This is a genomic window from Haemophilus sp. CCUG 66565, from assembly GCF_001679495.1.
GTDB classification, from domain to species: domain Bacteria; phylum Pseudomonadota; class Gammaproteobacteria; order Enterobacterales; family Pasteurellaceae; genus Haemophilus; species Haemophilus haemolyticus_K.
Genome location: NZ_LZOX01000012.1, coordinates 40773 through 61313, shown reverse-complemented (window position 1 = coordinate 61313; position 20541 = coordinate 40773). Strand labels below are relative to the sequence as shown.

At 38.7% G+C, this 20541-nt stretch carries 24 protein-coding genes and 1 rRNA gene; 18 read left to right on the top strand and 7 right to left on the bottom strand.

The features are described 5' to 3' along the window. Positions 1-83 precede the first annotated feature (83 nt). From rrf to rseB, 11 genes are all read left to right on the top strand, one after another. Positions 84-199: ribosomal RNA gene (rrf, locus tag A9501_RS03685) — 5S ribosomal RNA — on the top strand. A 227-nt stretch (positions 200-426) separates the two neighbouring features. Next, positions 427-936, top strand: a complete 510-nt coding sequence (gene def, locus A9501_RS03680) for a peptide deformylase (RefSeq protein WP_065264940.1) — start codon at positions 427-429, stop codon at positions 934-936. A gap of 75 nt (positions 937-1011) precedes the next feature. Then, positions 1012-1968: a methionyl-tRNA formyltransferase gene (gene fmt, locus A9501_RS03675; protein ID WP_065264939.1), complete on the top strand. Its 957-nt coding sequence runs from the start codon at positions 1012-1014 to the stop codon at positions 1966-1968. Continuing rightward, on the top strand, positions 1968-3320 hold the full coding sequence (rsmB, locus tag A9501_RS03670) for a 16S rRNA (cytosine(967)-C(5))-methyltransferase RsmB (protein ID WP_065264938.1): 1353 nt from the start codon (positions 1968-1970) through the stop codon (positions 3318-3320). The genes fmt and rsmB overlap by 1 nt, the downstream gene beginning before the upstream one ends. A gap of 8 nt (positions 3321-3328) precedes the next feature. Next, entirely contained in the window at positions 3329-4132 is an 804-nt protein-coding gene (locus A9501_RS03665; protein ID WP_065264941.1) for a glycosyltransferase family A protein, read from the top strand. Between the two features lie 3 nt (positions 4133-4135). After that, entirely contained in the window at positions 4136-5512 is a 1377-nt protein-coding gene (gene trkA / locus A9501_RS03660; RefSeq protein WP_065264937.1) for a Trk system potassium transporter TrkA, read from the top strand. A gap of 73 nt (positions 5513-5585) precedes the next feature. Then, positions 5586-5972: a large-conductance mechanosensitive channel protein MscL gene (gene mscL, locus A9501_RS03655; protein ID WP_005630888.1), complete on the top strand. Its 387-nt coding sequence runs from the start codon at positions 5586-5588 to the stop codon at positions 5970-5972. Between the two features lie 94 nt (positions 5973-6066). Beyond that, entirely contained in the window at positions 6067-6324 is a 258-nt protein-coding gene (locus A9501_RS03650) for an FAD assembly factor SdhE (protein ID WP_065264936.1), read from the top strand. A gap of 108 nt (positions 6325-6432) precedes the next feature. Further along, the gene (rpoE, locus tag A9501_RS03645) at positions 6433-7011 is read left to right on the top strand and encodes an RNA polymerase sigma factor RpoE (protein WP_005627595.1); all 579 of its coding nucleotides are present in this window, start codon (positions 6433-6435) and stop codon (positions 7009-7011) included. 17 nt (positions 7012-7028) lie between these two features. Next, positions 7029-7616 (top strand): sigma-E factor negative regulatory protein, encoded by a 588-nt coding sequence (locus A9501_RS03640; protein WP_065264935.1) that lies wholly within the window; start codon positions 7029-7031, stop codon positions 7614-7616. A gap of 85 nt (positions 7617-7701) precedes the next feature. Further along, a complete protein-coding gene (gene rseB / locus A9501_RS03635; protein ID WP_065264934.1) occupies positions 7702-8649 on the top strand; it encodes a sigma-E factor regulatory protein RseB in 948 nt (315 codons plus the stop codon). 40 nt (positions 8650-8689) lie between these two features. Here rseB and A9501_RS03630 read toward each other — a convergent pair whose 3' ends face one another. From A9501_RS03630 to rsmA, 4 genes are all read right to left on the bottom strand, one after another. After that, positions 8690-10024, bottom strand: a complete 1335-nt coding sequence (locus tag A9501_RS03630) for an NAD(P)/FAD-dependent oxidoreductase (RefSeq protein ID WP_065264933.1) — start codon at positions 10022-10024, stop codon at positions 8690-8692. 101 nt (positions 10025-10125) lie between these two features. Then, positions 10126-10749: a glucose-6-phosphate 1-dehydrogenase family protein gene (locus A9501_RS03625; RefSeq protein WP_065264932.1), complete on the bottom strand. Its 624-nt coding sequence runs from the start codon at positions 10747-10749 to the stop codon at positions 10126-10128. A gap of 9 nt (positions 10750-10758) precedes the next feature. Continuing rightward, positions 10759-11586, bottom strand: coding sequence for a bis(5'-nucleosyl)-tetraphosphatase (symmetrical) ApaH (gene apaH / locus A9501_RS03620; protein WP_046949344.1), 828 nt, complete (start codon positions 11584-11586; stop codon positions 10759-10761). 15 nt (positions 11587-11601) lie between these two features. Beyond that, positions 11602-12465 carry a 16S rRNA (adenine(1518)-N(6)/adenine(1519)-N(6))-dimethyltransferase RsmA gene (gene rsmA, locus A9501_RS03615; RefSeq protein ID WP_065264931.1) on the bottom strand — a complete coding sequence of 288 codons (864 nt, stop codon included), beginning with the start codon at positions 12463-12465 and terminating at the stop codon, positions 11602-11604. Positions 12466-12670: 205 nt separating this feature from the next. Here rsmA and infA point away from each other — a divergent pair, with 205 nt between their 5' ends. From infA to rplI, 5 genes are all read left to right on the top strand, one after another. Beyond that, complete coding sequence (gene infA, locus A9501_RS03610) at positions 12671-12889, top strand: translation initiation factor IF-1 (RefSeq protein WP_005627617.1); 219 nt, start codon at positions 12671-12673, stop codon at positions 12887-12889. Between the two features lie 198 nt (positions 12890-13087). Further along, on the top strand, positions 13088-13465 hold the full coding sequence (rpsF, locus tag A9501_RS03605; RefSeq protein ID WP_005627620.1) for a 30S ribosomal protein S6: 378 nt from the start codon (positions 13088-13090) through the stop codon (positions 13463-13465). Beyond that, positions 13452-13778, top strand: coding sequence for a primosomal replication protein N (gene priB, locus A9501_RS03600; RefSeq protein ID WP_065264930.1), 327 nt, complete (start codon positions 13452-13454; stop codon positions 13776-13778). Before rpsF ends, priB begins: the two co-directional genes overlap by 14 nt. A 12-nt stretch (positions 13779-13790) precedes the next feature. Next, positions 13791-14018 (top strand): 30S ribosomal protein S18, encoded by a 228-nt coding sequence (rpsR, locus tag A9501_RS03595; protein WP_005598105.1) that lies wholly within the window; start codon positions 13791-13793, stop codon positions 14016-14018. Between the two features lie 16 nt (positions 14019-14034). Continuing rightward, positions 14035-14484, top strand: coding sequence for a 50S ribosomal protein L9 (rplI, locus tag A9501_RS03590; RefSeq protein WP_005627626.1), 450 nt, complete (start codon positions 14035-14037; stop codon positions 14482-14484). Between the two features lie 101 nt (positions 14485-14585). Here rplI and rpoD read toward each other — a convergent pair whose 3' ends face one another. The 3 genes from rpoD to rpsU form a co-directional block, all read right to left on the bottom strand. Then, positions 14586-16469 (bottom strand): RNA polymerase sigma factor RpoD, encoded by a 1884-nt coding sequence (rpoD, locus tag A9501_RS03585; RefSeq protein ID WP_048952884.1) that lies wholly within the window; start codon positions 16467-16469, stop codon positions 14586-14588. A 71-nt stretch (positions 16470-16540) separates the two neighbouring features. Beyond that, a complete protein-coding gene (dnaG, locus tag A9501_RS03580) occupies positions 16541-18322 on the bottom strand; it encodes a DNA primase (RefSeq protein ID WP_065264929.1) in 1782 nt (593 codons plus the stop codon). 133 nt (positions 18323-18455) lie between these two features. Continuing rightward, positions 18456-18671: a 30S ribosomal protein S21 gene (rpsU, locus tag A9501_RS03575; RefSeq protein WP_005627632.1), complete on the bottom strand. Its 216-nt coding sequence runs from the start codon at positions 18669-18671 to the stop codon at positions 18456-18458. A gap of 231 nt (positions 18672-18902) precedes the next feature. Between rpsU and tsaD the strand changes: the two genes are divergently transcribed. Together tsaD and A9501_RS03565 are read left to right on the top strand one after the other, a co-directional pair. Beyond that, positions 18903-19931: a tRNA (adenosine(37)-N6)-threonylcarbamoyltransferase complex transferase subunit TsaD gene (tsaD, locus tag A9501_RS03570; RefSeq protein ID WP_048952886.1), complete on the top strand. Its 1029-nt coding sequence runs from the start codon at positions 18903-18905 to the stop codon at positions 19929-19931. Positions 19932-19939: 8 nt separating this feature from the next. Beyond that, the gene (locus tag A9501_RS03565) at positions 19940-20521 is read left to right on the top strand and encodes a thymidine kinase (RefSeq protein WP_046942645.1); all 582 of its coding nucleotides are present in this window, start codon (positions 19940-19942) and stop codon (positions 20519-20521) included. The last annotated feature ends 20 nt before the right edge of the window (positions 20522-20541 follow it).

The following is a 20541-nucleotide window of genomic DNA, read 5'->3' as shown; positions in this document are numbered from 1 at the left end:
GAAAAAGAAATTAACTAAACGTTCAGCTTGTGGCCAATGAAGAACATAGATAGAAGTTAGAATAAAAGTTATCAAAGAATTATCCTGGCGGCGATAGTGCGGTGGAACCACCTGACACCATACCGAACTCAGAAGTGAAACGCTGTAATGCCGATGGTAGTGTGGGGCATCCCCATGTGAGAGTAGGGCACCGCCAGGTTACCAAATATGAATCTAAATTAAATAAAATAAAAGCAGAAGAACCCCAGTTGAAAAGCTGGGGTTTTTGTTTTTTACAATTTATTCATTATTTAATCAAATAAGAGTCTGATTTTAATTTTTAATAAATAAGTGATTTTTCAACTCATATGAAGTCACTTCCTATAAATGTTTTATTAGCTGTGCTACAATCCCGCTAAAATTCTACCCTTAAAAACAAGAGAAATTATGACCGCACTTAATGTTTTAATTTATCCTGATGATCATTTGAAGGTTGTCTGTGAGCCTGTTACTGAAGTTAATGATGCAATTCGTAAAATTGTTGATGATATGTTTGATACGATGTATCAAGAAGAAGGTATTGGTTTAGCCGCACCTCAAGTAGATATTTTGCAACGTATTATTACTATTGATGTTGAAGGTGATAAACAAAATCAGCTTGTCTTGATTAATCCTGAAATTTTATCTTTTGAAGGCGAAACGGGAATCGAAGAGGGGTGTTTATCCATTCCGGGGTTCCGTGCGTTGGTTCCTCGTAAAGAAAAAGTGAAAGTGAGAGCGTTAGATCGTGATGGAAAAGAATTTACTTTAGATGCGGATGGTTTGCTTGCGATCTGTATTCAACACGAGATTGATCACCTTAATGGAATTTTATTTGTTGATTATCTTTCTCCACTTAAACGCCAACGTATTAAAGAAAAATTGGTGAAATATAAAAAACAAATTGCGAAACAATAAGCTTCTGATTCTTAATTAAAGTGCGGTTGGTTTTAACCGCACTTTTTCCTATCAATCACCATAACGTAGAACATTATGAAATCACTTAATATTATTTTTGCTGGTACGCCAGATTTTGCTGCACAGCATTTACAAGCCATTCTAAATTCCCAACATAATGTGATCGCTGTTTATACTCAACCTGATAAACCAGCTGGTCGGGGTAAAAAATTGCAAGCAAGTCCAGTCAAGCAACTTGCTGAGCAAAATAATATTCGCGTTTATCAACCTAAATCCTTACGTAAAGAAGAAGCGCAGTCTGAACTAAAAGCGTTAAATGCAGATGTAATGGTTGTTGTGGCTTATGGATTAATTTTACCGAAAGCTGTATTAGATGCCCCTCGTTTAGGTTGTTTGAATGTGCATGGCTCTATTCTTCCGCGTTGGCGAGGAGCAGCACCCATTCAGCGCTCAATTTGGGCTGGTGATGCACAAACTGGTGTCACCATTATGCAAATGGATGAAGGTTTAGATACAGGTGATATGTTACACAAAGTCTATTGTGATATTTTACCGACTGAAACTTCAACAAGTCTTTATAACAAACTGGCAGAGCTCGCTCCATCAGCATTAATCGATGTTTTAGACAATCTTGAAAACGGTAAATTTATAGCCGAAAAACAAGATGACAGCCAAAGTAATTATGCAGAAAAACTTTCTAAAGAAGAGGCACAATTAGATTGGTCACTTCCTGCAATGCAACTTGAGCGTAATATTCGTGCTTTTAATCCTTGGCCGATTGCTTATTTTTCAACAGAAGATAAGGATGGCAATGCACAAACTTTAAAAGTATATCAAGCGGAAGTGTTGCCTCATCAAGATAAACCAGCGGGAACTATTTTAAGTGCGGACAAAAATGGCATTCAAATTGCGACTGTCGATGGTGTATTAAACTTATTGCAATTACAACCTGCAGGTAAAAAGCCTATGTCTGCACAAGATTTATTAAATGGCCGTGCAGAATGGTTTACTATTGGTAAGGTGCTTGCATAATGAAAAAATTTTCTTCTAAAACTATCAACATAAAAAATTCAGTAAAAATGACCGCACTTTCGACCAGGGCTATTGCCGCAAACTTAATTTTGCAAGTATTGGATGAGGGAAAATCCTTGTCGGCATTAATTCCAGAAGTGCAACCTTCTGTAAAAGCCCAAGATTTGCCCTTGTTACAAGAAATTTGTTTTGGCGTGTGTCGCGTATTGCCTCGCTTAGAGCAAATTATCAAACGTCTTGTGGATAAACCACTTAAAGGTAAAACTCGCATTGTTCATTGCTTGTTGCTTGTAGGGTTATACCAATTGCTTTACATGCGAGTGCCTGCTCATGCGGCAGTTGATGAAGTTGTGAATGCAACAAAATCATTAAAATCTGATAGTTTTAGAGGATTAGTGAATGCGGTTTTGCGTAGATTTTTACGTGAGCAAGATGAAATTTTGGCAATTATCGATAAAAATTGGCAAACACTTCACCCTGAATGGTTCGTGAATAAATTAAAAAAAGCTTATCCGAATTGGCGTGAGATCATTGAGGCGAACAATCAGAAACCACCAATGTGGCTACGTGTGAATTCACAAAAAAACGCACTCGAAACTTACCGCACTTTACTTGAAGAACAAGGTGTTTCTTCGAAAACAAGCCATCACCCTAATGCGCTGTGTTTAGATATACCGATTGCAGTGCAAAAATTACCGCACTTTGAAGATGGTGCTGTAACGGTGCAAGATTTGAGTGCTCAATGGGCAGCAACGTTGCTTGAGCCAAAAAATGAGGAATGGATCCTCGATGCTTGCGCTGCACCGGGCGGTAAGACAACTCATATTTTGGAATTGGCACCTCAAGCTAATGTGATTGCATTAGATGTGGAATCTCATCGCTTAAAACGAGTAGAAGAAAATCTTGAACGTTTAAATCAGCAAGCGATGGTGGTGTGTGGTGATGCGAGTCAACCTGACGAATGGTTAGCTGAAATCGGTAAAAGTGCGGTGAAATTTGACCGAATTTTACTTGATGCTCCTTGTTCTGCTACAGGGGTGATTCGTCGCCACCCCGATATAAAATGGTTACGTAAAGAAGCCGATATCGCTCAGCTCGTTGAATTACAGAAGAAAATTCTGAGTGCGCTTTGGGAAAAACTTAAGGAAAATGGTGTTTTGCTTTATGCGACTTGTTCTGTATTGCCAGAAGAAAATTGCGAACAAATCCAAGCATTTTTAAATGCTCACGCGGATGCGGAGTTATTGTCATTACCTTTTGGTGATGATAAAAGTGCGGTGGGTTTTCAATTCATTCCGCAACCAAATAGTGGTGATGGGTTCTATTATGCAAAGTTACGTAAATGTGCGTAGAGGCAGAAATGTTTTCCAATATTGATGTCATTATTCCTTGTTATAATGCAGAACAAACGCTATCACGCGCATTGCAGTCCGTATTGTCTCAAACTTATTTGGGAAAAATTTGGTTGATTGATGATAGCTCTAAAGATAACACGTTAACTTTAGCGCAAGAATGGGCTACGCAGTATCCAGAAAAAATAGTTGTTGAGTCTATGCCGAAAAATAGTGGCGTGGCTAAAGCGCGCAATTGGGGCGCTTTGCAATCAAGTAATGAATTTATTGCTTTTCTAGACGCTGATGATGCTTATGAACAGGGCGCATTAGAAGTTGCAGCGGCGACTTTTCATTTTCAACCAGATACCTCAGTGGTACGTTTAGCATTAAAGCCGATTGATTTGCCCGCGCGTTATGCTGAACATCCTAATTTTGAGTTTGCATGGCAACACATGCGAATGACCTGTGGTGGGAGCGTGGTTTTTCGTCGAGCTTTTTTCTTGGCATGTGGTGGTTTCCCACAAGATGAATTATTTCATCAATTAGGCGGTGAAGATGGTGCACTTGGTATTGCGACAACTAAGATAGCTAAAGTTGCAACGCTATTTAATGATGTTGGCGTACTTCATTACTGCAGAGATGGAATGCATGCAGAACGGCTATTGGATGCGATTTTATTCCAAAAAGCGCCACAGGAGATTACTGAAGAACAAATGGCTCAGGCTAATGGCGTGACAGATGAAATTTGTCGCCAAATTAACGCATTAAAGTGCGGTCTAAATTCATCAGAAATAGGCATTCGTCCTCTTGTATTAGAACGAACGGAGTAAGCGATGAAAATTATTATTTTGGGCGCAGGTCAGGTAGGAACGACGCTTGCTGAAAATTTGGTTAGCGAAGATAATGATATTACACTAGTTGATAACGAGTCCCCACAGTTACAAGCCTTACAAGAAAAGCATGATTTGCGTGTGGTGCAAGGCTCGCCATCATCACCCAAAGTGCTTCGTGATGCAGGTGCGGCCGATGCAGATTTAATGGTTGCCGTAACAGCCTCTGATGAAATCAATATGGTAGCCTGCCAAATGGGCTATACATTATTTAATACACCAACGCGTATTGCCCGTATTCGTAATTCAGAATATTTACGTGAAAAAGATAAGTTATTCAATGATGAAAATGTACCTATTGATCATTTGATTTCGCCTGAAAATCTTGTGACAGATGAAATTACACGCTTAATTGCTTATCCTGGGGCATTACAAGTTGCCCATTTTGCTAATAATCGTATTAGCATGGTTGTGGTAAGAGCTTATTATGGTGGTCCTTTGGTTGGATATGCGCTTTCCGCATTTCGTGAACATATGCCACATATTGATTGTCGTATTATGTCTATTTTGCGTAACGGCAAACCGATTCGCCCGCAGGGTTCTACTATTGTTGAAGCCGGTGATGAAATTACTTTTATTTGTGCAACTGAGCACATAAAAGCAGTAATGAGTGAACTTCAACGATTAGAAAAACCTTATAAACGTGTAATGATTGTTGGGGGCGGAAATGTTGCCGCTGGTGTAGCGAAATGTTTGGAAAATGTTTGTACCGTAAAATTAATTGAGCGTGATGAAGAACGCGCTAATTTGTTAGCTGAAAAACTTTCAAAAACCTTGGTTTTTTATGGTGATGCATCTGATCAAAATTTATTGTTTGAAGAGCATATTGAAAATGTCGATGTGTTCCTTTCATTGAGTAGTGATGATGAAGCGAATATTATGTCCGCTTTATTGGCAAAACGTTTGGGTGCCAAGAAGGCAATGGTGCTGATTCAACGAATTGCTTATATAAACCTGATTCAAGGTGGCAGTATTGATATTGTGGTTTCACCACAGCAAGCGACAATTTCTGCTCTGCTTGGACATGTTCGTAAAGGGGATGTGAAAAATGTGGCGACATTACGACATGGTATTGCTGAAGCTATCGAAATTGTAGCACATGGTGATGAAAGTACCTCCAACGTGGTGGGAAGAAAAATCGGTGAGTTGCGTTTGCCTATGGGAACTATTATTGGTGCTTTATTACGTGGGAATGATGTAATTGTTGCACGACGCCAAGTTTTGATTGAAGAAGGCGATCATGTGGTGATTTATTTGAGTGATAAGAAGAATGTGCCTGAAATTGAAAAATTGTTCCAGCCAAGTGCATTCTTCATTTAACGATTTATTTACTTTTAAGAGCGACTCATTATAATAGGCGCTCTTTTATTCAATCTCTAAAGGAAAAATTATTATGAGTTTTATTAAAGAATTTCGCGAATTTGCAATGCGCGGTAATGTTGTAGATATGGCTGTCGGTGTGATTATCGGCGGTGCGTTTGGTAAGATCGTAAGTTCACTTGTTAGTGATATTTTTATGCCTGTGCTTGGTATTTTAACGGGTGGCATTGATTTCAAAGATATGAAATTTGTATTAGCTCAAGCACAAGGTGATGTTCCTGCTGTTACTTTAAACTACGGTGTATTTATTCAGAATGTGATTGATTTCATTATTATTGCTTTTGCAATCTTTATGATGATTAAGGCACTTAATAAAGTGAGAAAACCAGAAGAGAAAAAAGCAGGTCCAACATCAGAAGATTTGCTCACAGAAATTCGTGATTTGTTAAAGAATAAATAATGAAATTGAAAAATAAAGGTTGGTAAATATGCCAACCTTTTTTTATTGTTATTTTTTAGGCTATAATCGCCCCCTAAAATTTAAGGAATTAAAAATGGAAAAATATAATAAACTCCGTATTGAATGGGATTGCCGCCGAGGAATGTTGGAGTTGGATAAAATCATTATGCCTTTTTATTTGGAGCATTTTGATGAATTAACAGATGACAAAAAAGATATATTTATTCGTTTATTAGCAAGTACAGATCTGCAGCTGTTTTCTTGGTTTTTTAATCGTGGTCAATCATCAGATTCAGACATTCAATCTATGGTGGAATATATCCAAAACGTACAAAAAATCACAACTAATTAAAATTATTAAGATACGTATGAACTTTTTTCACACACTTGTGTCTGAGATTGCAACAAGAGCTTGCTGTCTTGAATATTAAGGCGTGTTAGATATTGGCATAGGAGAAATATGGCTGAACAGCTAACAGATCAGGCTTTGGTAGAAAGAGTGCAGCAAGGGGATAAGAAAGCCTTCAATTTGTTGGTTTCTCGTTATCAGAATAAAGTGGCGGGGCTTTTGACTCGCTATGTATCACGTAACGATATTCCTGATGTGGTGCAAGAATCCTTTATAAAGGCTTATCGCTCAATTGAATCTTTTCGTGGCGAAAGTGCTTTCTATACATGGCTTTATCGAATTGCCGTCAATACGGCAAAAAATTATTTAACGGCTCAAGGGCGTCGTCCACCTAATGAAGATATTTTAGCTGAGGATGCTGAAAATTATGATGTGGGTACGCACTTGCGGGATGTAGATACACCCGAAAATGAAATGTTATCTAGTGAACTTGAACGAATCGTGTTTAGTACGATTCACAGTTTGCCAGAAGATTTAAAAACAGCAATCACCTTGCGAGAGCTAGAAGGCTTAAGCTATGAAGAGATTGCAGAAATTATGGATTGCCCTGTTGGTACTGTTCGTTCTCGTATTTTCCGCGCAAGGGAAATTATTGAGAATAAAATTCAGCCACTGATGCAACGCGAATAAAAAAGTCGGAGTTTACTATGCAAAAAGAGCAACTTTCAGCCTATATGGATGGCGAACAAGTCGATGCTGGCTTGACAGATGCTTTATTGAAAGACGAAGAATTACAAGAATCTTGGCAGGCATTCCATGCTGTACGAGCAGTGATGCGTAAAGAAAGCGCTTTGTTTCTAGGGGCTGATTTTACCGCTAAAATGGCAGTTTTAATTGAATCTGAAGACGTGAAGAAAGTCGATGTCATTGCCGTGTCTCAACCTGAACCAGAAGACGCACATAATTCTGTATTTATGCAAAAATTAAAAGCGTTCTTTGCGCCAATGACACAAGTTGCTGTTGCTGCTGGTGTATGTTTAGTGGCGGTACTTGGTGTTCAATCTTTCAATAATAAAAACGATGCGTCTAATTTACCTGAGACTCCAGTATTGCAAACATTGCCATTTAATAATGCGGTCCAAGAGGTGAGCTATAATGCGCCGAGTAAAGATACATTAACATCGGATCAGCTTGAACAAAAAAGTCGCCGTATTGGTGCGATGTTACAGAACTATGAATTACAACGTCGTATGCATGCTGATGCATTAAATGTAAGTAGTAATAGTCAGAAATAATACGATTAGTTCAGTTAGTTTATGTTAATTCACCACCTAATATGTTATTTAGCGTGGTGAATTTTTATCCTTTAAATTTATTTTTATGAAAAAAATCGCGTTAAAATTCACCGCACTTTCTCTTTCTTTACTATTAAGTAGCATTGCTTCTGCTGAAGATTTTTCTGCTAAGCAGTCTTTAGACAAAATGACACAAGCATTGGATAATCTCAATTATGAAATTGCCTTTGTTCAAACAACGCCATCAAATATGGATTCCTTTCGCTATCGTCATATTAAGAAAGATAATAAAACTTATGCGCAATTAGTGACGCTTGATGGACGTCAACAAGAAATTATTCAACGTGATAATTTAGTCAGTTATTTTCAGCCAAATACTCAAGCATTTACGCTTAATAGTGGCAATATCGTAGATGCAATGCCGGCCGTTGTTCGTGCTGATTTTGATAAACTTTCTTCAGTTTATGATTTTATAAAAATAGGCAAAGATCGAGTGGCTGGGCGTTTTGCTGACACTATTCGTATCGTCCCTAAAGATGATTTTCGATATCAGTATTTAGTTTTTGTCGATGAAGAAAATGGTTTATTATTACGCGGCGATATGCTTGATAGTGAAGGTAAATTACTTGATCAGTTTAGAGTTGTAACGCTTTATATCGACGATAGACTAAGAGGATTGACGGAGTATATTAACAAGGTCTCAATGCCCCCGTTATTGAAAGAGAGTAAAAATGAACAAAACTCAGATATAACTTGGTCTGCAGGTTGGTTGCCACAAGGTTTTTCTTTAATTCGATATACTCAAGAAACATTAGAAAATGAAGTGATAGATAGTACGCTATATAGCGATGGTTTGTTTACTTTTACTCTGTTTGTTTCTAACGCTGGCTCTAATGTTTTGCCAGAAAATACTTGGAAACAAGGGGCATATACGATTTATAGTGAAGTGAATGGCGGAAAAGAAATTACTTTTATCGGGCAATTGCCCATAGCTGCAGCTAAGCGAATTGTACAAGAAGTTAAATTTCGATAACAAGTGCGGTGATTTTTCACCGCACTTTTGTTTTTAAAGATTAGTGTAATTTTAATCTTGGTTTTAAATAACGATTAAGTTTATCAACCAGAATAATCAATCCAATTTTAATGCAACCATGTAAAGCATGTTGATGCATTCTATATAAGGATACATAGGCAAATTGTGCAAATTTACCTTGAACGGTAAGTGGATTTTTTCCAAATTTATTCGAAATACTGCCTAATGCAGTAAAGCTCGAGAGAGAAACCAAGGTGCCTTTATCGTTATATTTAAATGCTTTTAATGGTTTTTGCTCAAAAAGTGCAAAGATATTTTTCGCACAAGCTTTTGCCATTTGATGTGCGGCTTGAGCTCTTGGTGGCACTAATTTACCGTTTGGCTGAGTTAATGCTGCACAGTCGCCAATAGCAAAAATACTGTCATCAACGGTTGTTTGAAGCGTGTCTTTTACCACTAATTGATTGATTCGATTGAGTTCTAATCCATCAAATTGTTGTGTCACCGTTGAAGTGCGAACGCCTGCGGCCCAAACAATGAGATCTGCCTTAATTTCATCTCCATCTTTGGTGATAAGGGTATTTGGTTGGGCTTCCGTGATCATTGTATTTAATTTCACGTTCGCGCCCATTTCTTGCAATTCCTCTAATACCGCAGCTGATAAATCTTCGGGTAATGCTGGCAGTAAGCGAGCTCCTGCTTCAACGAGAGTGACTTGTAAACATGAGTTATCAATCTTGCCATAGCCGTAAGAAGATAGGTCTTCAGTGGCATGATAAAGCTCAGCGGTTAATTCCACGCCGGTTGCGCCACCACCAACAATGGCAATATTTACTTTATTTTCATCGACTAATTTTTGTTTAAATTCTTCTTCACCAATATCATCTAAAGCACGGTTTTCAGAGAATTTAAGGAATAATTCCAACATTTTTTGCTGAAAGCGCAAAGCTTGATCTGCGCTGTCTAAGAAAATACAGTTATCAGCTACACCTTTTGTGTTGAAATCATTTGATTTGCTACCGATCGCAATCACTAAGTAATCATAAGGAATTCGGCGAGCAATGACGAGCATATCGCCTTCTTGCCCATAAACAGGGGCGAGTTCAACATATTTTTGTTCACGATTAATACGAGTGATTGAACCCTGTTCAAAACTGAAATGGTGATTTTTACCATGTGCGCGATAGCTAAGAGAATCTACGCCATCATCCATTACGCCAGTTGCAATTTCATGTAATAAGGGTTTCCATAGATGCGTGGCATTGCGATCCACAAGCGTCACTTTAGCCTGTTCTTTTCGACCTAATTTGTCGCCTAAAAATGTCGCTAATTCAATGCCGCCAGCCCCCCCGCCAACGATCACGACGTTTTTCATAATGTACTCCTAAAAGCAAAATTGTTAAAAATGTTAAATTAATGTAATGATAACATAACAACTAAACAGGGCGAAAAACTTTCATGAAAATAACCGCACTTTTATTGATGGCAATATTCGTAGATTGGTTGTAATGCTTGAATAGTTTGAGTGATAAAATATACGGGATTTATTTGACTGAGCTCCGATTTTTCAATGCTTTTGCCTATGCACCAAAAATCTTCTTCTGAGCGTAAAATGAGATCGTTTTTAGTCATTTGTTTTACTTGGCGAAAATCATCATATTCGCTTTCATCTTCTCGCCAAATATCAAAATCAGCAAATTGTTTGAAATCAAATTGATCAAGCCAATAATTATATTGTTGCACATTAATTTGTGAGCGATCAGCACGATAGCAATGCCAATCTAAACACACTCTTAATCGACGACGATTTAATAGCACAGAAAAGATAGCGGCAGAATCTTGATTAAATTCATATTTGAAATAAGCGAAGAAATGCGCCCGCACTTGCCAACCATTGGTCCAACTTTCAATATGCGGTTTCGCAAAAGGCATACCGAGTTGTGCTGAAACAGATTGAATTATCGCTTTCCAATTATCCCAATGTAATTTGTAATCCGCTTTAATCGCCGGAATATCTTCTGGACAGAATTTTTTCATTTGGGCAAATTGATAGAAAGGAATATTGAACAGTTCGCAAGATTCAGCATTGAGCGAGAGCATGGCGTTTCCTTAAAAATCACTGTAATTTTTGACCGCACTTTGCGTGAAGATCTGTCTGTCTTCCCAACGCAACAGGGTCATCCGATTATTCCACACACATCCTGTATCCAAGGCATAAATACCTGGTGGAGTAGGCTCATCGACTAAACTTGCCCAATGTCCAAATACAATGGGAATTTGTTTATAAAGTGGATTATCTAAATTAAACCAAGGCGTGAGCTCAGCTGGTGCATCTTTTAAAGGGGATTTGCAAGCAAAATCAAAGCGATGATCTAAATAGCAAAAACGCATGCGAGTGAAAGCATTAATAATGTAACGATGACGCGCTAAGCCCTGCAAATCTGGCGACCAGCGATCAGGCTGTTCAGAATACATATTTTCAATAAGATAATGAAAATCGCCGTGCTGTAAAATCTGTTCAACTTCAGCTGCACAAGATTTCGCAGTTTCCAAATTCCAATCAGGCGAAATGCCTGCGTGTGCCATCAGGAAGTTTGACTTTTCATTATGCACAAATAATGGCTGATGACGTAACCAATGAATTAGCTCATCAAAATCGGGTGCATTAAAAATAGCATCGACACGATCACGTGGTTTCACTTTTTTAATACCCAGTGCGGTCGCAATTAAATGTAAATCGTGATTCCCTAGTACGGTTTGCGCCGCATTACCAAGTGATTTTACGAAACGAAGGCATTCAAGTGATTTATCACCACGCGCCACCAGATCTCCCACAAGATAAAGTTTATCTTGCGTAGGATTGAAATTTACACGCTCTAATAAAAGCTGTAATTCGTCATAACAGCCTTGTAAATCACCGACGAAATAGGTTGCCATTTTTGATCGCTCTTTTTACTCTTCTGAATCTAATATTTCATCTTTATTGATATCGGCTGGTGGATTATCTGCAAGCCAGTTCGCTAAGCGTGCATAATCTGCGATAGTCAAATTTTCTGCGCGTGCATTTAAATCAATACCAAGTGCGGTCAGATTTTCAGGTGAAAATAGCGTTGAAAGCGCATTGCGTAATGTTTTTCGACGTTGATTGAACGCTTGGGAGCAAACACGGTTCAACCAATATAAATCTTTTACAGGGTGCGGCAATTCTTTATGAGGAATTAAACGCACAACGGCTGAATCCACTTTTGGTGCAGGTTTAAATGCAGAAGGTGGCACTTCAAGTACTGGCATCACTTGGCAGAAGTATTGAGCCATAATGGTTAAGCGACCATAAGCTTTGCTATTTGGTCCTGCGCATAAGCGTTTAACCACTTCTTTTTGCAGCATGAAATGCATATCTTGAATCACATCATGATACTTAAATAAGTGGAACATCAATGGCGTAGAAATGTTGTATGGCAAGTTACCAAACACACGTAATTTCTGACCTTTTTCTGCCAAATTTTCTTTTGTATACAGCGCACCAAAATCAAATTGCATCGCATCCGTTTCAATAACGGTGAGCTTTTGATGTAAAAATGGGTGATGACGTAAACGTTCTGCTAAATCTCGATCAAGCTCTACCACAGTCAGATGATCAACAAGTTCACCAACCGGCTCTGTTAATGCGCCAAGTCCAGGGCCAATTTCCACTAAGAATTGATTGGGTTGAGGGTAAATTGCCGCCACGATACCTTGAATTACAGAGGTATCATGTAAAAAGTTTTGACCAAAGCGTTTACGCGCCGTATGGCCTAAGTGTTTTTTTGAATTCATATATTATCTTCTTTTATAAGAGTGCGGTTATTATAGGGCTTGTTTTGGCTTTGTAAATCATTGTTAACTTATGCTAAATTGAGTTTTTTATGAACAATATTATTTTTTCTTTCGTAGAAAGCCAAAAACGGCTATAATCCGCCCGTTTTTCTTAACTTTTCCGCCTAAAGTGCGGATAAAAAATCGATTATTTTTAGAGGATACAATGGCGAAAGAAGATTGCATTGAAATGCAAGGCACAATTTTAGAGACTTTACCGAATACTATGTTCCGCGTGGAGTTGGAAAACGGTCACGTGGTTACTGCGCATATTTCTGGAAAAATGCGTAAAAACTATATCCGTATTTTGACTGGGGATAAAGTAACTGTAGAAATGACCCCTTATGATTTAAGTAAAGGTCGTATTATTTTCCGCAGTCGTTAATCGCAGAAGACTTGAGATAGGCCGATATTGTTATAATATCGGCCTTCTTTTTTGTTCAAAAAGAACTCAAACTGGTTGCGGAACGTAAAAAAATCGGTATAATCCGCAACCCTTAGCCACATTGAATTTTTCGTTCCTTGCCTTTGCAGATTGGTGGCTGATCTACGTCAAAGGCTGATTAACCCGTAAGGAGCAGTAATGCGTCACTACGAAATCGTGTTTATGGTTCATCCGGACCAAAGCGAGCAAGTACCAGGTATGATCGAACGCTACACCGGTTCTGTAAAAGAAGCTGGTGGTCAAGTTCATCGCCTAGAAGATTGGGGACGTCGCCAATTAGCGTACCCAATTAATAAATTACACAAAGCACACTATGTGCTTATGAATGTAGAAGCGCCTCAACAAGTCATCGACGAGCTAGAAACGACTTTCCGTTATAACGATGCTGTATTACGCAGTCTTGTTATCCATACTAAGCACGCCGTAACAGAAGCGTCCCCAATGAAAGCGGCTAAAGAAGAACGTAAACCTTTAGCTGAAGTTGAAAACAACGATTTTGAGGATGCTGAAGAGTAATTTGAAAATTGATAATCGTTTTTCGGTTATGGGAATCGTTTCTCAGTTGCCAAAGCGATTAAAGAGCCCTAGTGGAATTGAGCATTGCAAGTTTTTGTTAGAACATCGTTCTGATCAGATTGAAGGTGGTTTCACACGTCAAGCTTGGTTAAAGATGCCAGTTCAAATTAGTGGTAATCAATTGATAGAAAAAACTCAAAGCATTACGGTCGGTAGTAAAATTTTGGTGGTGGGATTTATTACATCACATAAAACCCAAAGTGGGTTATGCCAATTAGTTTTACATGCCGAGCAAATCGAATTTATAGATTAGGAGACTAGCCAAATGGCACGTTATTTCCGTCGTCGTAAGTTCTGCCGTTTCACAGCGGAAAATGTTGTTGAAATCGATTACAAAGATATCGCTACATTAAAGAACTATATTTCAGAAAGCGGCAAAATTGTACCTAGCCGTATTACCGGTACTCGTGCGAAGTACCAACGTCAATTAGCACGTGCAATCAAACGCGCTCGCTATTTAGCGTTACTTCCATACACTGACAATCATCAGTAATTAAGGAGATACGGTAATGCAAGTAATTCTTTTAGATAAAATTGTTCACTTAGGTCAAGTGGGCGATCAAGTAAATGTTAAATCAGGTTTTGCGCGTAACTTCTTAATCCCACAAGGTAAAGCAGTTATGGCAACTAAAGCTAACATTGAACACTTTGAAGCACGTCGTGCAGAATTAGAAGCGGCAGCAGCAGCAAATCTTGCAGCAGCTCAAGCTCGTGCAGCAGAAGTTACTGCATTAGGTTCTGTGACTATCGCATCTAAAGCAGGTGATGAAGGTCGTTTATTCGGCGCAATCACTACTCGTGATGTGGCAGAAGCAGTAACTGCAGCAGGCGTTAAAATTGCGAAAAGTGAAGTTCGTTTACCAAACGGTCCAATCCGTACTCTTGGTGACCACGATGTTCGTTTCCAACTTCACGGTGAAGTATTTGCAACATTAGATGTAATCGTTGTTGCAGAATAATTTGTCAGATAGGCAAAATAAAACCCGGTCTTAGATCGGGTTTTTTTATTATTAGTTTAATGTAATAAAAAAGGAGCATAGCTCCTTTTTATTTGTAACTTTTAGTCGTCAAGGAAACTTCTTAATGTTTCTGAGCGGCTCGGATGGCGTAATTTACGTAACGCTTTTGCTTCAATTTGACGAATACGTTCGCGTGTAACGTCGAATTGTTTACCCACTTCTTCAAGCGTATGATCGGTATTCATATCGATACCAAAACGCATACGTAATACTTTTGCTTCTCGTGGTGTTAGGCCTTCAAGAACTTCGTGAGTCGCAACTCTTAAGCTTTGTGCTGTTGCAGAATCTAAAGGAAGTTCTAAGGTTGAATCTTCAATAAAATCACCTAAATGTGAGTCATCGTCATCACCGATAGGCGTTTCCATAGAAATTGGCTCTTTTGCAATTTTCAATACCTTACGGATTTTATCTTCCGGCATACCCATGCGTTCAGCTAATTCTTCTGGCGTTGCTTCACGTCCCATTTCTTGTAGTAACTGGCGAGAAATGCGGTTAAGTTTATTGATTGTTTCAATCATATGTACCGGAATACGGATTGTACGAGCTTGGTCTGCAATAGATCGTGTAATTGCTTGGCGAATCCACCAAGTCGCATATGTAGAGAATTTATAACCACGGCGATACTCAAATTTATCTACCGCTTTCATTAAGCCAATATTCCCTTCTTGAATTAAGTCTAGGAATTGTAAACCGCGATTCGTGTATTTTTTCGCGATGGAAATTACTAAACGCAAGTTAGCTTCTACCATTTCTTTTTTGGCACGACGAGCTTTTTGTTCACCTCGGGAGACTGCATCACAAATATCGCGCATTTGGGTAATGGTAAGTTTCGTATTTTCTTCAATGTTAGCTAAGTTGTTTAATGCCTCAAGAATACGTTCTTCATATTTTGGTAAGCGTTTTGCCCATGATTTGCTTGATTTTAAGGCTTTTTGTACCCATTCAGTATTGCTGCCATTAGTTGTAATGAGTTTTTCAAAATCATCTTTTGGCATTCCAGCAATATCAACTAATATTTTTTGTAATTGGCGTTCTTCATAGCGCACACGTTTCATCATTTCTTTCATTGATAAAACGAGTAAATCGAATTGTTTTGGTACTAAGCGGAATTGTTTAAAAATTTCACCAAGCAGTACGATTTGATCCTGGGCTCGTTTTCCTGAGCGACCATGTTTTTCAATAACAGCAAGCGTTTTGGTATGCTGGTCTTTTAACTGTTGGAATTTTTCTCTCGCGACCTCTGGATCGATGCTATTATCAGATTCGCTTGAATCTGATGTAGATTCTGATTCGCTTTCGTCTTCATCTTCATTATCTTCAACGTCCGCACTTTCTGATTCTTCTCCGTCTTCAGAAAAGTTTTCATCAATGACATTATGTTCTTCTATTTCGGCATTTGGATCGACAAAACCTGTAATTAAGTCAGCTAAACGGAAGTTTCCTTTTTCCACATCATCATAATTTTTTAGCAACCCATTTAAAGCTTCAGGATAGGCTGCAATGGATGTTTGAACTTCATCAATTCCTTCTTCAATACGTTTTGCAATGCTGATTTCATCTTCACGAGTAAGAAGATCAACGGTTCCCATTTCACGCATATACATACGGACAGGATCGGTTGTTCGACCGATTTCAGATTCTACATTTGAAAGAATTTGGGTTGCCTCTTCCACCGCATCTTCATCCGGAATGGTGTCATTCAACATCATCTCATCGCTTTCAGGGGCTTCGTCCAAAACCGGAATCCCTGCATCATTTTGCAGCGTTTGTAGCAACTTATCGTAATATTCAGGGTCGATGACATCTTCTGGTAATAAATCATTAATTTCTGCATAGGTTAAATAACCTTGAGTGCGACCTAATTCCATCAGTTGTTCAATTTGTTCTGAATATTGTTCAGCTGTAGATTGTTGATTTTTTTCCATTTTTATATCCGTTTTGCTTGATGTGATAGTAGCAATATAATTCTTGTTACAAACTTAGAATTTTATCATTGTTATTGCGGATTAACTAACTGTTTTTTCTGCTGTTCTTTACCCGCTAAAAGGTGAACGAGCACTGTTTTTTCCTCGTTAGTAAGTCCTTCAGCTCGTTCTTTAGCAATAAGCATTTCAATATCCCGCTCAATGGCTTGAATATTTAAGCGGCGATAGTTTTGTGAAAATGCATTGATTATTTCTGCTTCGTCTAATAAATGATCCCAAGTTGCCAGTATTTCAAGAGGATTGTTGTAAGGCGTATCACGGAAGTGCTCTAAAATCTGCCCTGTCGTAATCCCTTCTCGTTGGCGACAAAGTGCGGTCAATTTTTCCAGAATTTCAAAACCAGCTTCTGCACGTAATGCTTGCACACCGCTTTCAGACATTCTTTTCACTAATTCAGGATTTTGAAGAAGCAATGAAATGACCATTCGCATTGGTGTCTTCTTGATTTTATTATTAGCAACTTTTTGTTGTGTGTCAGTTTGTTCTAATTGTTTTGGAATAAGATTTTCTAGCTGAGTTTGATCAAAAATCCCAAGTTTCTGAGCAAGCATATTGCGTAGTGATAAGCGCAGCATTTCCCCTGGAATTTGGCGAATTAACGGTGCAGCCAGAGCAACTAATTTTCCGCGCCCTTCTTTGCTAGAAAAATCAACTTGTGGGCTTAAGTGAGCAAACATAAACTCGCTTAAAGATTGTGCACTTTCGATATATTCTTCAAATTTTTCTTTGCCATATTGGCGAATGTAAGTATCAGGATCTTCTCCCTCTGGTAAGAAAATAAATTTGAGTTGTCTGCCATCTTCTAAATAAGGCAACGCATTTTCTAATGCTCGCCAAGCCGCATCACGCCCTGCACGGTCACCATCGTAACAACAAACAACTTGCTCAGTCGAACGAAAAATAAGTTGAATTTGTTCTGATGTTGTGGACGTACCTAAAGAAGCGACCGCATAATCCACGCCAAATTGTGCTAATGCCACCACATCCATATAACCTTCAACAACAAGTAATTGTTTTGGTTCATCGTTGGCTTGTAAGGCTTCATACAAACCATAAAGCTCGTTACCTTTATGATAAGTAATGGTTTCTGGCGAATTCAGATATTTCGGTTTTTCATCTGTTAATACCCGCCCTCCAAAAGCCACTGTGCGCCCACGTTTATCGCGAATTGGAAACATAATGCGATTTCGGAATTTATCGTAAATATTGCCACGATCATTTCGAGAAAGCATGCCTAATTCAATGAGTTTTTGTTGTTCTTCGCGATTGACACCAAATTTACGTAATACCGTATCCATTGCATTCGGTACAAACCCAATTTGGAAACGCTCAATAATTTCAGCCGAAAGCCCACGTTGTTGTAAATATTCTTGCGCTTGCGTATTTAATGGCAATTGGCTTTGATAAAACTTGGCAATCTCTTGCATTAATTCATAGAGATTTCGTTTGGTTTGATAATTAGCTTGAGGTTTCCCGCTGTTATTAGCGCGTTTTTCGTAAGGAACTTCAAGCCCTGCCATCGCTGCAAGTTCTTCAATAGCCTCTACAAATTCAAGTTTGTCATAATCCATTAAAAAGGAAATGGCATTACCATGTGCGCCACAGCCGAAGCAATGATAAAACTGTTTCTTTTGACTAACCGTGAAGGATGGTGTTTTTTCGTGATGGAAAGGGCAGCAGGCTTGATAATCGCGGCCAGCTTTTTTTAGTTTTACGCGCGTGTTAATCACATCGACAATATCGGATTTTGTTAGCAAATCATCAATAAAGGGGCGTGGAATAGAACCTTTCATTGTCGAGCCTCCGTGATCGTGGTGTGAAAGTGCGGTCGTTTTTGGCGTAGATTTTTGTTTTGCTTAAAGTAACAAAACCGTGAGTCCAAAGGATTCACGGTTTGTCTTAACTCGAGTCAGAAAATACTATAAATTAGTATAAACGGGTATTGCGCGCGTTTTCGCGAGCGTTGCGTTTTGCGTGACGTTTTGCAAGTGTTGCATTTTCACGTTTACGAATTGTAGTTGGTTTTTCGTAAAATTCGCGAGCGCGTACTTCAGCTAAGATTCCCGCTTTTTCGCAAGAGCGTTTGAAACGACGTAAAGCTACGTCAAATGATTCGTTTTCACGTACTTTAATTACAGGCATAAGCCAATCACCTCAATGAGTTTAATTTAATTGCAATTTAAAATTTTATTTTCACCAAAGCACCACTGTGCAAATGGTAAATTTAATAAAGGACGCAATTCTAATCTACTTTTAGGGAAAAAGTAAAGGAAAGAATGCCAATTCACCTTAATATTTGTGGTTTCAACTGGTTAAAACCGCTTAAACAGGGTAAAATCGCGCAACATTTTAGGTAATAAATTAAGAAAATCAATGAAAATCTTAGGCATTGAAACCTCGTGTGATGAAACGGGCGTAGCAATTTATGATGAAGAAAAAGGATTAATTGCTAATCAACTTTATACTCAAATTGCCCTACATGCAGATTATGGTGGTGTGGTTCCTGAATTAGCATCGCGCGATCATATTCGTAAAACAGCTCCTCTCATTAAAGCTGCGCTAGAAGAAGCTAGGTTAACGGCAAGCGATATTGATGGCGTGGCTTATACGAGTGGTCCAGGGCTTGTCGGCGCATTGCTTGTCGGCGCTACGATTGCGCGTTCTTTAGCTTATGCGTGGAATGTTCCTGCGATTGGTGTTCATCATATGGAAGGGCATTTACTTGCGCCAATGCTTGATGAAAATTCACCGCACTTTCCTTTTGTCGCTTTGTTAGTATCGGGTGGTCATACTCAATTGGTACGTGTAGATGGTGTAGGAAAATATGAAGTGATTGGTGAATCCATTGATGACGCTGCAGGTGAAGCCTTTGATAAAACAGCAAAATTACTTGGACTAGATTATCCTGGTGGCGCGGCACTTTCTCGTTTAGCAGAAAAAGGCACGCCAAATCGTTTCACATTTCCACGTCCAATGACAGATCGTGCAGGCCTTGATTTTAGTTTTTCTGGTTTAAAAACGTTTGCTGCGAATACGATTAATCAAGCAATTAAAAACGAGGGTGAACTAAAAGAGCAAACTAAATCAGATATTGCTTATGCTTTCCAAGATGCGGTGGTGGATACCCTTGCTATTAAATGTAAGCGCGCATTAAAAGAAACTGGCTATAAACGTTTAGTGATTGCGGGGGGAGTGAGTGCAAATAAAAAACTCCGAGAAACGCTTGCGCACTTAATGCAAAATTTAGGTGGTGAAGTGTTTTATCCTCAACCTCAATTTTGTACAGATAATGGTGCCATGATTGCTTACACAGGTTTTTTACGTTTAAAACAAGGTCAGCATAGCGATCTGGCTATTGATGTTAAGCCTCGTTGGGCTATGACGGAATTACCAGCAATTTAGGAGAAAAAATGGCGAAACTCTACTTCTATTACTCCACAATGAACGCTGGAAAATCAACGACGTTGCTACAATCTTCCTATAACTATCGTGAGCGCGATATGAACACAGTAGTTTATACGGCTGCGATTGATGACCGTTTTGGCGTGGGGAAAGTCACATCGCGTATTGGCATTTCGCAAGATGCTTTTTTATTTCGCTCGGAAACCAATTTGTTTGATGAAATCAATGAGCACTTAAAAAAAGAAAAAGTGCATTGTGTGCTGGTGGATGAAGCTCAATTTCTTAGCAAGCAACAAGTTTACCAGTTGAGCGATGTCGTCGATAAACTCAAAATCCCTGTGCTTTGTTATGGCTTGCGTACAGATTTCCAAGCGGAACTTTTTGAAGGAAGTAAATATTTACTGGCTTGGGCAGATCAACTCGAAGAATTAAAAACAATTTGTTATTGTGGCCGTAAGGCTAATTTTGTTTTGCGCTTAAATGATCAAGGCGAGGTTATTAAAGAAGGCGCGCAAATTCAAATTGGCGGCAATGACTCTTACCTTTCTGTTTGCCGTTTACATTATAAAGAAAAGTGCGGTCAACTTTAAATTAGTTTTCAAACACAACA